Here is a 12,521-nt window from a genome sequence, read left to right as displayed (position 1 = left end):
CCTTCCCCTGGAGTCCGGTCAGTTCCTCACGGTTTTGCCCGCAGTGTCTAGTGGAATCCAGTGGTCGCTGGCAGCTGCGGTGGCGGCTGGGCTGGTCGTTCGCCTGTCTGCGTCATCACCGGTTGCTGGCCGACCTGTGTCCGGCGTGCCTGCGTCGGCAACGCTGCCTTCCCCTGCCAGGCATCGTGATCCCCGTCCTCGGGCGGTGTGCCAGCCCGCAGCCTGGTTCCGTCGGACGGGCACCGACTTGCTGTGGCGCGGATTTGACCCGAGCGGAAACTGTTCGGTTCGAGGCCTCGCATCCGGTCCTGGCAGCGCAGCGCAGAGTCGATGACATCATCAAGACCGGTACAGCCGCATTCGGGGTCTACGCTGCAGCCCCCGTATCGGCTGAGACGGCGTTGACCGATCTGAAGATTATCGCCGACCGGGTCCTCCTCCACGCCACCACGGCCGCTCTCGCCCAGGTGATCCCACCCGATCTGCTACTCGCACACTCGGAGATCATCGATCGAGCCGACACGCACAGGCCCGGAAAAGCGCTTCCGCCCGCCTGCGCTACAGCGACCGCAATCACTGCCGGGCTTGCCGCCCTGGGCGCGTCCGATGCCCATCACGGTGGCGAGGCACTGCGCTGGCTGGTCACGGACGTGCGCGATCACCGCGCCAAGGCCAACGCCTCAACCAAAACCAATGCCTCCACACCACGGCGAACAGACGCCAGCCCCATGCTGGATGCGGTTCAGCTCGTCGCACTGGCCCCCTCGATGCGTCCGGCCGATCACCTGCGCTACCGCATCGCGGATCCGGCTCCTCGGCGACCGGACTTCCCGCCGGTCAGGGCGGGTGTGCTCGCCCGTAGTGTGCCGACGATGGTATGGACGGCATGGTCGCTGCGGCTCGCGCTCCCGCGCCCGCAGCAACGGCAACTGCGGCCCGCTCTCGCGGCCGCGCTGCTGATCACCGGAACCACGATTTCGACCGGCGAGGCCGCCGGTCTTCTCGGGTGCCATGCCACCAGCTACCAAATCGCGCGAGCCCTAGGCTTACTCGCCGACTGCGGCCGCTGGGAACCGGTCCGGCAGGCGTTGACCCGGATGGCCGACTACCTTGCCGACACCGGTACACCGATCGATTACCAGCGCCGACGTCGCCTCGACTACACAGACCTGCTCCCCGACCCGCTCTGGCATCAACTCTGCTGCCACGCCGGCCTCCCCTCTCTCAGTGCCCGTGCCACCGCTCGACGGGCACGCTGCTTCCTGTTCGAACGGCTCAGCGGCTTGCCGTTCGATGCCCACCCCGCCGCGGTGGAAACCAATCATTTCCGCTACCGGACCACCGATTTCGCGCGCGTCCTCACCCCACAACTGGTTCACAGCCTCGACGACTACGCGCTCGAATTCCTTGCCGCACACCACATCCACGACGAACCACCTACCTGGCAACCACCCACCGGACTGCTCGACGGCCTGGACCTGCCCGGCAGCGATCCCACCGACGTCGATATCGACCGTGTGCACCGACTGATCCGGCACGAGGACCGCACCGTATCCGATACCGCCGCCGCTCTTGCCGTCACATCCGACACGATCCGACATGTGCTCGAAGTCCACCCCGCGCCGATCTCGGTGCACGCGGCGGCGCGAACCACCCAATACCGCACCGCCACCCGCACCCTACCCCGCGATACGTTCATCGACCTCTACCTGCACCAACATCTCAGCATCCGCCGCATCGCCGACCGCGTCGGTGTCGGCACAGAAACCGTCACCCGACTCGCCCGCCACTACGACATCCCGCTGCGCCAACCCGGCCGACAACTTGCCAACACCATCGACGGTGACTGGCTCCACGAGCAATACGTCATCCTCGGCCGATCCATGACCGCTGTGGCCCGTGACGCCGGCGTCACCTGGACCACCATGGCCAGATGGGCCGAGCGCCACCACATTCCACTCCGCCGATCGGAATACTTCCACCGGCGCAGAAACCACCCCACACCCGCACAAATCGCCGCCCTGCCACCCGTGCTGCAACCAGCGTTAGCCACCATCGGCGGACTCGACAGACTCCACGACTTCGCCACCACCAGCCACCACTCGACGTTCGCCGCGGCAGCGGAAACGATCGGCATCCACCCCACAACCCTGATCGACCTCATCAATCAACTCGAAAAGGACCTGGGCGGCACGCTCCTTCACCGCGCCACCAGACGCACACCGATGACGCCCACACCATTGGGCCAAGCAGTCCTTGACGCGCTCAATGAATCCAGTCAACCGACGGAGACGTTCCAGCAAAGCTCAGCCGCTGAATCAACTCTGCAAAGCAGGTCTCCGTCGGCTCTGGATGACTAGGGGAAGAACGGGGTAACCAGGTTCCTCACCCGCTCGCTCCGCGCCTATTTGATAGGCGTGAAGGGCTGGTTGATCGTGGTGAAGTATTGGATGGCGGCGCCGATTGCTACGGGCGCGGTGACCAGTATCTGGCCGGCGACGGTTCCGAGTGCTCCGAGGGCGATCACGCCGCCGAGGCAGCCGATTGCCGCGGCGGGGATGAAGGGGCCGAACATGCCCACGATGGTGGCCGAGGCGATGGTTGCTCCGGCGAGACCGCCGAGTACGCAGCCGACGGCGGCGCCGCCGATGCCGCCGATCAGAGTTCCGGTGGTGGCGCCCATGCTGATGGTGCTTGTCATGCGCGACCAGGCGGCTTGTTCCCGATCGTACTCGTTCTTCCAGGGCGCCTTGTCCTCGTAGGGCAGAGCGGCAGGTTTGTAGACGGCCTTGTCCATCGACAGATCGGGTGTCAATGCCGCTGTGCGGCCGACGATTTCGGCGTTAATCGGAAACTCGAAATCATCGATGGTGAACGTCAGTGGCGCCCCGGCGACGGTAACTCCGTTGGGGGATTTCACCTTCAGCGTCCGATCTTCGACGACCAAGGTACCAGAGTCGATTTCGATGATCGACGACGTGTCGGTGGCATGTGCGGTGAACGAGATGGCTCGGTCTTCGCCGGGGTCGGCGTGGGCGACGCCGGTCATCGCTGTCAGCGCGGCCAGAGCAAGCGCGGGCACGGCAACGGTCCTCATCAGCATGGTGGTTCCTCATCGTCGATCCGGTCGCGCGGACGTGCGCGACCGCACCATTATTGACAATGATTATCGTTTTCAACAAGTGCACACGAAACAGGTTGCAGCCCAAACAGTTCGACTCCATCGACACAAGTTGACCTTGCGCGTCAGATGAAAACGATTATCATTTCGGACTTACCGGATACTTGGAGGGTTCGTGGGACATCTACTGATGGTGGAGAGCTGGGTCGGCTCGATGAGCACCTTGCTTCCGAATGGGCTGCGGACGGCGGGGCACACGTTCAGCTTCCTCACCCGAGACCTGGGGCATTACCTGCGCGGGAAGCCGGCGACGCACCCTTTGCTGGGCGCGGACAACATCTTCACCACCGAGACCAATGACGCCGCGGCCCTGGTGCCTTACGTGCGCAGGCTGCACGAGTTGTTCGCCTTCGACGGGGTGTTGTCCTCGTGTGACTACTATTTGCCCGCGGTCGCGGCGATCGCGGAGGATCTGGGCTTGCCGGGACCTTCCCGGGAAGCCGTCGATGCGGCATGCCGGAAGGACCGCACGCGTGCGGTGTGTGAGGCCGCCGGCGTGCCGGGACCGTCGTTCGCGGTAGCGCAGCATTGGGACGAGTTGTCCGGCGCGGCAAGGGAACTGGGATACCCGCTCGTCGTCAAGCCGGTCGACTTGTGCGGCGGGATGTTTGTTCGCCGGGTCGATGATGTGGTCCAGCTGCGGAGGGCTTTCGAAGCGATTGCCGGTTTCCCGGTCAACGCGCGCGGTCAGCTACGGGCACCGCAGATCCTTATCGAAGAGTGCGTGCACGGGCCGGAATACAGTGTCGAGACGGTTACCGTGCGGGGGCAGACCACCGTGGTCGGCGTCACCGACAAACAGTTGTCCGGAGCTCCGGCGTTCATCGAGGCGGGCCACATGTTCCCGGCCGCGGTCAGTGCCGACGAGCGCGCGGCACTCGCTGATGTGGCATGTGCCGCAATCGATGCGCTGGGTCTCGATGACACGGTCGCGCATACCGAGATCAAATGCGGTGCCGAGGGACCTCGGCTGATCGAGGTCAATCCACGTCCGGCGGGCAATCGGATCACCGAGCTGGTGCGCCGGGTGACGGGCATCGATCTCGCGGCGGTACACGCCGAGGTAGCGGCCGGTGGCATTCCGGATGTGACGCCGCGCCCGACCGATACGGGCAGCGCCGCCATCGCATTCGCGGTAGCGGATCGCGAGGGTGTGCTGGCCGCGACATCGGGAGCCGGGCACTGGGGCGACGACAGCCGCATCGTGGAGCACGCGGTGGCCGAACCGGGCACTCGGGTTCGGATCGCGACCGACAACAACACCTACCTCGGTCACGTCATGGTCGTCGACCGCCAACCCGGCGCTGCCGGTGTCGTGGCCCACGGTCTCATCGATGCACTCGACGTCGAACTCACCCAGGCGCCCTCGTGATCGGCGCGGATATCGCTCGCATGCCGCGTCCCTGCTCGGTCGACGAACTGATCGGATGGGCACGAGATGCTCATCTGGGCACAGATCCGAATGAGTTGGTGGTGGCCACCGCTTTCCATACCCGCTACGGGACTCACCACGTGAGCCGTCGCGGCGGCTACCGCAACGAGATACTCAGTCTCCGGGTCGGCGCGGCTGTGGGTTCCTGCGGGCTCGAGCCGGGCGATGATCGCTGCAGCGGGGATGTGGTCGACGAGTGTCTCGGTGCGACGGTGGCCCAGTTGTTATTCCACCCGCAGCTGCCGGTCCGGATCGCCGCCCTGGACGCGTATCTGATGCATCTGTGGCCGCACCCGGCCGCGGGCGGCGTTGCCGCCGAGCCGGTCGATGTCGGTGGCGGTGGTTCCCTCGAGAAGTCGCGGCAGCGCGCCGAGGCCGTGGTGAACCTGCTGCCACCGCATGTTCGGCGCGTGCTGGTGGTCGGTGTCGTCGGTTCCCTGCTGTCGGCACTACGTTCCCGCAGCGTCGCCTACTACCCCTGCGACCTCACGGGAGGGCGAACCGAATGGGACGAGCTCGTGTACCGCAGCGCCGCAGCTGCGCCTGGAGATTACGACGCATTGCTGGTCACAGGAATGACTTTGGGCAACGGGACTTTCGATATCTTCCTCGGCGACGCGAAGGCCAGATCGATCCCTTTAGTGCTGTTCGCTCAGACCGGAAGCGGCGTGTTGCCGTGGTTTCTGGGTCGGGGCGTGACGGCGGTGTCTGCCGAGCCGTATCCGTTCTTCTCTCTCGACGGCGGCCCCAGCACCCTTTTCCACTACCGGCAGGGAGAACTCTGATGCGTCCGATGACAGCCCCGCCGGCACACCCAGCGCTGCTCGGACTGGTCGGTGACACACCCGTCGTTTCGATTCCCGCCGGGTCGAGCACCTATATGGCCAAGCTGGAGGCCGCGAGCATCGCCGGAATGAAGGCGCGCGCAGCGGTGTCGATGGTCACCGCGGCACGCGCGCGCGGTGAGCTGGCGCCGGGCGCGACAGTGATCGAATCCACCAGCGGCACATTGGGTCTCGGCCTCGCGCTGGCGGGAAAGGCCCTCGGCCACCCTGTCGTGCTCGTGGTCGATGACGAACTCGAGCCGGAGATGCGCGCGCTGTTCGCTGCCTTCGGTGTAGGTCTCGAGGTGGTCTGCGATCCGCATCCCGACGGCGGCTGGCAGCGTGCCCGGCTCGACCGATTGGCCGAACTGCTCGACACCACCCCGGGCGCGTACTGGCCCGACCAATACGACAACCCGGACAACGCCGCCGGATACGAGGACATGGCCCACGAATTGCTCGAACAGGTCGAGCAGGCGGATGTGCTCGTCGCGGCTATCGGTTCCGGTGGCCATTGCGCCGGCTTGACCCGGGTGCTGCGCGCGCAGTGGCCGGCGCTGCGGGTAGTCGGCGTCGACTCGGTCGGCTCGCGGATCTTCGGTCAACCCGCCCGCCGGCGGCTGATGCGCGGGCTGGGCAGCAGCATCCTTCCGCGAAACGTCGCCTACGACGACTTCGACGAGGTGCACTGGGTCGGCCCGTCCGAGACAGTGGCCTCGTGCCGCAGATTGGCCGCCGAGGTCGGCATCGCTGGTGGCTGGAGCACCGGAGCCGCCGCACTGGTCGCCCGGTGGATCACCCTGCGCGAGCGCGGTATTCGTGTACTCACCGTCTTCCCCGACGGACCGCACCGCTATCTGCGCACCATCTACGACGACCAGTGGTGCGAAGACAACGACCTGTTGCGGTCCTGTGTCACCGAACCCGTGGAACTTCTCGCACCCGATGCTCGCGAGGCCCATCGGTGGGCTCGATGTTCTGTCGTTGTCGACCCGTCCGGTCAGGAGATGCGGGCATGAAGGTGACGTGGACCGACACCACACTGGAATTGCTTCGTCCCCTGCGTATCTCGCGCGCGAGCATGTCGCAGCGGGCCGCGGTGTGGGTCACGCTGGCTGCCGACGGGCATGTCGGGCACGGGGAAGTCGTTGCCAGCCCCCGCCTGGGGCTCGACCTCACCGCCATCGACACCGCCCTGCGCGGAGTCGGCGAGAGAATCACCGGCTGCGCCGACCCGGAGCAGGTCCGAGCGCTGCTACCGCTCTTGCGAGCGGAGTTCGCCCTACCGGTCGTGGCTGCCCTCGACAGCGCGGCCCACGATCTGCTCGCCCGCCGCGCCGGAATGTCGTTGGGTGATTACCTCGGTGTGCCGCAGTGGGATTCGGTGCCCACGGCATACACGATCGGCCTGATGAGCCCCGCCGACGCCGAGTCGATCGCGCACCGCATGACACAGGCCGGGTTCACGGTGCTCAAGATCAAAGCAGGCACCGGCGACCCTGCCGAGGACATCGCGCGGGTGCGAGCGATCCGCGCCGCAGCGCCCACAGCGGAGCTGCTGCTCGATCCGAATGGCGCATGGGACACGCCCACCGCTGTCGCGGTGCTCGATGAGCTCGCCGACCAGCGCATCGCCGCTGTCGAACAACCTGTACCGGCCGGTGACCCCGGTCAGCTCGCTGTGGTTTCGCGACAGGTTCCGATGCCGGTGATCGCCGATGAAGATGCCGGCTCGCTCGCCGATCTCAATCGGCTGCCCGACGATATCGGCGGTATCAATATCAAACTCGCCGAATGCGGAGGGCTCGATGGGGCCCGCGCAATGCTCGATTGGGCGCAGACCCGCGGCGTGGGCGTGCTGGTGGGCTGTCAGGTCTGCAGTTCGCTGGGTATCGCTGCCGCTGCGGTGCTGGCCGGAGCTGCCCGCTGGGTGGATCTGGACGGTCACCTGCTGCTCGCCGAGGATCCGTGGGAGGGCGTGGGCGGTGGCGACGGCTGGTTGCGGCGACCGACCGGTCCCGGCCTCGGGGTCCGGCGTGTGCGAGCCGAATGGTGAGCGGGCTAGGGGTGCTGGACGCGTTTCCGCTGTCGGTGCGTCTGCTTCTGGTGAACCAGCTCGTGGGCAACGTCGGGTTCTTCATGCTGGTGCCGTTCCTGGCCGACTATCTGCGCACCGACCTGGCGCTGTCGGCGGCGGTGATCGGTGTGGTCCTGGGGGTACGCAATCTGAGCCAGCAAGGCTTGTTCCTGGTCGGCGGTTCGGCCGCGGATCGGCTCGGTGCGCGAGGGGTGATCATCGCTGGTGCGGGGATCCGGGCCGCGGGATTCGCTTTGTTCGCCATCGGCGGCTCGCTGCCGGTGGTGTTGCTGGCCTCGGTGCTCACAGGGTTCGCTGGGGCGCTGTTCAACCCGGCGGTACGCGCCTACATCGCCCGTGACAGCGGCGATCGTGGCGCCGAGGCGTTCGCACTGTTCAATATCTTCGGCAACGTCGGCTCTGCCCTGGGCCCCGTCGTCGGGACATTGCTGGCCGGGCTGGGGTTCCGGTTGACCGCCGTGGCCGCGGCAGGCGTGTTTGCCGCATTGACCGTCGCCCAGCTGATCCTTCTGCCGGCGCGGCCGGTGCCGCCGCGCGATATCGCACTGAGCGCGGATTTCTCGCGAGTGTTCGCCGATCGCCGCTTCTGGGCGTTCGCGGTGGCCCTGATGGGCATGTTCGCCCTGCAGAGCCAGATCTATTTCTTGTTCACCCTGCAGGTGCAGCAGCGCGCCGGGCTCGCTGCGGGCCCGGCAGCCGTGGCGGCCCTGTTCGTCGTCGAGACGATCGTGGTACTGGCACTGCAGGTTCCGATCACCAGAGTGCTGTCACGGCGCACCGACCGCGGTTGCGCGATGGCTCTGGGCATGGCCGTCGCGGGCGCAGCATTTCTGCTTCCGCCTGCCGGGCAAGCCGTCTCGCCCGGTGGCCAGGGAACGGTCGCAATAGCGGTCCGCGTCGCACCGGTGGTAGCCGGTGCCGTGGTGCTCGCGCTCGGTGTGATGGCCGTGCAGCCCTTCGTGAACGAGGCCATTCCGCGATTCAGCGGGCCGCAACTGACCGGCACCTATTTCGGCGCGTTCTATCTGGCCTCCGGACTGTTCACCGTGGTGGCCACCAGCGTCGTCGGTATGGCAGTCGACCACGCGGGCGGACCGCTGACCTGGCCGCCCGCCCTGCTCTGCGCAGGCATGGGATCGCTGTCGGCTCTCGCCGTGCTGGCGCTGCGCAGCTACGGCTGGCTACCGGAAGCCACGACAAACCAGCCCCGACCGATCACCGCGACGACTCGACGCACAGCGAAAGGCCACACCACCCGATGACCGTTCACGATCAGGGCCCCGTCCTGTTCAGCGAGAACCTGCTGACCGACAATCCCGCGCTCTACGAACGCACGTTCCCTGACACCGGTGAACGCAACGCACGCTTCGTCGCCGACCTCGTGACCCGCTACGGCACGCGAGCATCGGTCGATGTGCTCGATGTCGGGTCCGGAACCGGTCGCGACGCGGGCCGGCTGACCGAACTCGGCTACCGGGTGCGCGGAGTCGACATCTCCCCGCGGATGGTCGAATACGCCCGGACCCGCTACCCGGCAGTCGATTTCAGTGTCGGCGATGCCCGCACTCTGGATGCCGGCGCGCAGGTGGACGTGCTCACCTGCCTGGGCAGCACATTGCTACACCTGCACGACACCGCCGATCTGGTCGCGGCACTCGATCGTTTCGCGGCCTGCCTGCGCGCCGACGGTGTCCTGATCCTCGAGATGCGCAACGGCGCCTTCCTTCTCACCGACCGCGGACGCCGCGAACTGCTCGACGAGGACCTGGTCCGCACGGTCGACTGGGAAGGCATGACCTACACCTCACAAACCTCACTGTCGCTGGACCTCCCCGCGCAATTGCTGCGCAGACAACGAATCTGGACATGGCCGGGCTGTATCGAACCGGTCGCCCAGCACACCGCCTGGCGCTTGCTGTTCCCACAGGAGCTGCGCCACCTGCTGACCGCTGCCGGATTCGATGTGCTGGCACTGTTCGACGCACCGGGGCCGTTGACCACACCGCGCTGGCCCGCCGACGGCGTGCTGTCCGAGCAACTCGACGGCGACCGCCTGCATGTGGTCGCCCGCCGAACCAGTGCGGGTGCGCGGTGACCGCCGTGCTCCGGGTCGGTGTGGGCAGCGCATTCGGCAGCTGCGGGGAACTGCTGCAAGGCGTGACCGCCTGCGACAGCCGTGATTTCCTCGTGACGCTGCCGATTACCCGCGGTGCGGTCGCGGTGTTCGAACCGGATCCGCACCGCGACACCCTCACCGTGATCCCCGGACGCAAAACCAAGTCCGCCACCCTTGCCCGCGCACTGCTCGCGCGTTCGCCGGCCGTACGCGGTGGTGTGCTCACCCTCCTCGGCGACCTGCCGGAAGGAAAAGGCCTCGCCAGCTCCACCGCAGACCTCGTCGCCACCGCCCGCGCCGTGGCCGATGCCGAAGGACGCGAGATCACCGCGGCCGAGATCGAAACCGAACTGCGATGCATCGAACCCTCCGACGGCGTGATGCACCCCGGTGCCGTTGCCTTCTGCCATCGCGAAGTCCGGCTGCTGGCGCTGCTCGGCGCGTTACCGCCGCTGACCATCGTCACCGCCGACGAAGGCGGCCAGATCGATACCGTTGCGTTCAACCGGCACCGACCGACGTTCACCACAGCCGCCAAACGCGAATACAGTGCCCTGCTCGCCGAACTCGCCACCGCGGTCGCGGCCGGCGATGTGGCCGCCATCGGCGCGGTCGCGACCCGCAGCGCGGAAATGAGTACCATATTGCGGTCCCGACCTCACCTGGACACCACGATCGCCGCCGCCCGGGATCTGGGCGCGGCGGGGGTGGTCGTCGCGCACAGTGGCACCACGACCGGCATCCTGCTCGACGAGACCGACCCGCAGCTCGACGCGAAAATTGCTGCGGCTCAACGCGTCTGCACCGGTTTCGCCGAGTCGATCACTGTGCACCGCACATGGCGCCCCTACCCACCGGACTGCTCCGTCGCACCGGACTTCGTTACCGCGCGGGCCGCCGTCGAGGTGGTGAGCCGATGATCACGGTGGACGATGTCGGCTTTTCCTATGGTGGCCAAATCGTGCTCGACGGAGTCGCGCTGGTCGCCGAACCCGGCACGGCCGTGGGGCTGATCGGGCCCAACGGGTCGGGCAAATCCACACTGCTGCGCCTGCTCTATCGCGCACTGCGACCCCAGTCGGGTGTGGTGTCCGTCGACGACACGCCGGTCGAGGTGTTGCGCGGCCGGGCGCTGGCAGCGCGGCTGGCCGTCGTCGCGCAGGAATCACCGGCCGAGGCGCCGATCACTGTCGCCGAGACCGTTCTACTCGGGCGCGCCCCCTGGGCCGGCGCGCTGCAGGGCTACTCCCGCGCCGACCGCGCCGCCGCCGCCGCGGCGCTGACGCGTGTCGGCGCCCGCCACCTCGCCGACCGCCCCTACACAGCGCTGTCCGGTGGCGAGCGCCAACGGGTACTGATCGCCCGGGCATTGGCGCAGCAAGCCGACCACCTCCTGCTCGACGAACCGACGAACCATCTCGATATCGGATACCAGCACGAATTGCTCGGCTTGATACGGGATCTGGCGACTACCACCACTCTCGTCGTGCTGCACGACTTGAATCTCGCCGCCCGCTACTGCGACCGTCTGGTGCTGCTGCATCGCGGCCGAGTGGCCGCCGCCGGTTCGATCGCCGACGTCCTCACCCCGGCCATCCTCGAACCCGTCTACGGCGTCCGCGTCCACACGTCGGCCGCGTTCGGCGCGACCCAACTGCTGTTCGGGCCACGCGAGGCCGGAACGTCCTCCGCGAGAATCGATTCCGCAGAGGCGGGCCTCCGATGACTACAAGCCTGTCGAGCTCTGAGGATACCGACGATCTGGACCACGCACACCATCGCGCGGTGACCGCGCTGTGGCTGGGCGGGCTCGGTGCCACGCTGGCCGTGGTACTGGTCGTGGCCACCGGACTCGGCCCGGTATGGGTCCCGCCCGGCACGGTCGCGCGCATCGTCGGCCACCACCTCGTCGGGGTACCGGCCGACGTGGACTGGACTGCGTCCCAGGATTCGATCGTGTGGCTGGTGCGGGTGCCGCGCGTGCTGCTCGGCGCCCTGGTCGGTGCGGCGCTGGCTGTCGCGGGCGCAGTATTGCAAACCCTGGTGCGCAATGTGCTCGCCGACCCCCACGTCCTCGGCGTCACCTCCGGAGCCTCGACCGGCGCGGCAACATCGCTGCTGTTCGCCGGCACCGCGGCCACCGCGACCGCGCTCGCGGCCAGTGCGTTCGCCGGCGCGTTGACCGCCACAGTCCTGCTGTTCGCCATCGCCAGGATCAACGGGCAGATGACGTCGCTGCGGTTGCTACTCGGCGGGGTCACCATCGGTTACCTATTCTCCGCGGCGACCAGCTTCCTGATCTTCGCCTCCGACAACCAGGAAGGCGCCCGCACCGTGCTGTTCTGGCTGCTCGGCTCGCTGAGCTCGGCCGCCTGGTCATCGGTTGCCACCACCGCGTTGGTCACCGCGACCGCAGTCGGTGCGCTGCTGCTGCTGGCGACGCGACTGGACATCCTCGCCGGCGGCGACGACACCGCCCGCGCGCTGGGCCTGTCCCCGGCCCGGTTCCGGATGCTCGTGCTCGCCGTCGTCGCGCTCGCCATCGGCGCGGTCGTCGCAGTCGCCGGCGCCATCGGCTTCGTCGGACTGATCGTGCCGCACATCGCCCGCCTCTGCGGTGGCGGGACACATCGGCGGCTGATCCCGTTCTCAGCGGTACTGGGGGCCGTGTTCCTGGTCGTCGCCGACGTGGTGGCCCGCGTCGTCTTCGCGCCCCGTGAACTGCCGCTGGGGATCGTGACCGCCGTCGTCGGCGCACCGCTGCTGCTGGTCCTGATCCGCCGCCACCACAACTCACCCACCTGATCCTTTCCGGAGAGGAATCCGAACACCGTGCCTATCGGTCTCCCCCACGCCCGCCGGCTCACACC

11 protein-coding genes are annotated in these 12,521 nt (G+C 67.5%); 10 read left to right on the top strand and 1 reads right to left on the bottom strand.

Annotated elements, in window-relative coordinates; all coding sequences use genetic code 11:
• On the top strand, positions 1 to 2,360 hold a 2,360-nt coding region (locus IRT45_RS32520; protein ID WP_228535725.1), incomplete at its 5' end, for a LysR family transcriptional regulator.
• A 44-nt stretch (positions 2,361 to 2,404) separates the two neighbouring features.
• On the opposite strand, the gene IRT45_RS32515 is transcribed toward IRT45_RS32520, so the two are convergent.
• Entirely contained in the window at positions 2,405 to 3,103 is a 699-nt protein-coding gene (locus IRT45_RS32515; RefSeq protein ID WP_194809624.1) for a hypothetical protein, read from the bottom strand.
• A 193-nt stretch (positions 3,104 to 3,296) separates the two neighbouring features.
• On the opposite strand from IRT45_RS32515, the gene IRT45_RS32510 reads away from it, so the two are divergent.
• Genes IRT45_RS32510 through IRT45_RS32470 form a run of 9 tightly spaced genes read left to right on the top strand, consistent with a single transcriptional unit; the run spans position 3,297 to position 12,456 of the window.
• Positions 3,297 to 4,553: an ATP-grasp domain-containing protein gene (locus IRT45_RS32510; RefSeq protein WP_194809623.1), complete on the top strand. Its 1,257-nt coding sequence runs from the start codon at positions 3,297 to 3,299 to the stop codon at positions 4,551 to 4,553.
• Positions 4,550 to 5,398, top strand: coding sequence for a hypothetical protein (locus tag IRT45_RS32505; protein ID WP_309241255.1), 849 nt, complete (start codon positions 4,550 to 4,552; stop codon positions 5,396 to 5,398). The genes IRT45_RS32510 and IRT45_RS32505 overlap by 4 nt, the downstream gene beginning before the upstream one ends.
• Positions 5,399 to 5,406: 8 nt before the next feature.
• Positions 5,407 to 6,456: a PLP-dependent cysteine synthase family protein gene (locus IRT45_RS32500; protein ID WP_194809622.1), complete on the top strand. Its 1,050-nt coding sequence runs from the start codon at positions 5,407 to 5,409 to the stop codon at positions 6,454 to 6,456.
• A complete protein-coding gene (locus tag IRT45_RS32495) occupies positions 6,453 to 7,493 on the top strand; it encodes a mandelate racemase/muconate lactonizing enzyme family protein (RefSeq protein WP_194809621.1) in 1,041 nt (346 codons plus the stop codon). The genes IRT45_RS32500 and IRT45_RS32495 overlap by 4 nt, the downstream gene beginning before the upstream one ends.
• Positions 7,487 to 8,797: an MFS transporter gene (locus tag IRT45_RS32490; protein WP_194809620.1), complete on the top strand. Its 1,311-nt coding sequence runs from the start codon at positions 7,487 to 7,489 to the stop codon at positions 8,795 to 8,797. Before IRT45_RS32495 ends, IRT45_RS32490 begins: the two co-directional genes overlap by 7 nt.
• Positions 8,794 to 9,630 (top strand): bifunctional 2-polyprenyl-6-hydroxyphenol methylase/3-demethylubiquinol 3-O-methyltransferase UbiG, encoded by an 837-nt coding sequence (locus IRT45_RS32485; RefSeq protein WP_194809619.1) that lies wholly within the window; start codon positions 8,794 to 8,796, stop codon positions 9,628 to 9,630. The genes IRT45_RS32490 and IRT45_RS32485 overlap by 4 nt, the downstream gene beginning before the upstream one ends.
• On the top strand, positions 9,627 to 10,571 hold the full coding sequence (locus IRT45_RS32480; protein WP_194809618.1) for a kinase: 945 nt from the start codon (positions 9,627 to 9,629) through the stop codon (positions 10,569 to 10,571). Before IRT45_RS32485 ends, IRT45_RS32480 begins: the two co-directional genes overlap by 4 nt.
• The gene (locus IRT45_RS32475; protein WP_194809617.1) at positions 10,568 to 11,377 is read left to right on the top strand and encodes an ABC transporter ATP-binding protein; all 810 of its coding nucleotides are present in this window, start codon (positions 10,568 to 10,570) and stop codon (positions 11,375 to 11,377) included. Before IRT45_RS32480 ends, IRT45_RS32475 begins: the two co-directional genes overlap by 4 nt.
• Positions 11,374 to 12,456, top strand: coding sequence for an iron ABC transporter permease (locus tag IRT45_RS32470; RefSeq protein WP_194809616.1), 1,083 nt, complete (start codon positions 11,374 to 11,376; stop codon positions 12,454 to 12,456). Before IRT45_RS32475 ends, IRT45_RS32470 begins: the two co-directional genes overlap by 4 nt.
• Positions 12,457 to 12,521: the final 65 nt, after the last annotated feature.

The sequence above is a fragment of the Nocardia sp. BSTN01 genome (genome assembly GCF_015354405.1).
Taxonomy (GTDB): Bacteria; Actinomycetota; Actinomycetes; order Mycobacteriales; family Mycobacteriaceae; genus Nocardia.
This window is presented reverse-complemented; position numbering and strand designations above follow the sequence as displayed.

Coding starts and splice junctions, on each gene's coding strand:
- IRT45_RS32470 (WP_194809616.1), top strand. CDS start 11,374: ATGACTACAAGCCTGTCGAGCTCTGAGGATACCGACGATCTGGACCAC.
- IRT45_RS32485 (WP_194809619.1), top strand. CDS start 8,794: ATGACCGTTCACGATCAGGGCCCCGTCCTGTTCAGCGAGAACCTGCTG.
- IRT45_RS32515 (WP_194809624.1), bottom strand. CDS start 3,103: ATGCTGATGAGGACCGTTGCCGTGCCCGCGCTTGCTCTGGCCGCGCTG.
- IRT45_RS32500 (WP_194809622.1), top strand. CDS start 5,407: ATGACAGCCCCGCCGGCACACCCAGCGCTGCTCGGACTGGTCGGTGAC.
- IRT45_RS32490 (WP_194809620.1), top strand. CDS start 7,487: ATGGTGAGCGGGCTAGGGGTGCTGGACGCGTTTCCGCTGTCGGTGCGT.
- IRT45_RS32475 (WP_194809617.1), top strand. CDS start 10,568: ATGATCACGGTGGACGATGTCGGCTTTTCCTATGGTGGCCAAATCGTG.
- IRT45_RS32495 (WP_194809621.1), top strand. CDS start 6,453: ATGAAGGTGACGTGGACCGACACCACACTGGAATTGCTTCGTCCCCTG.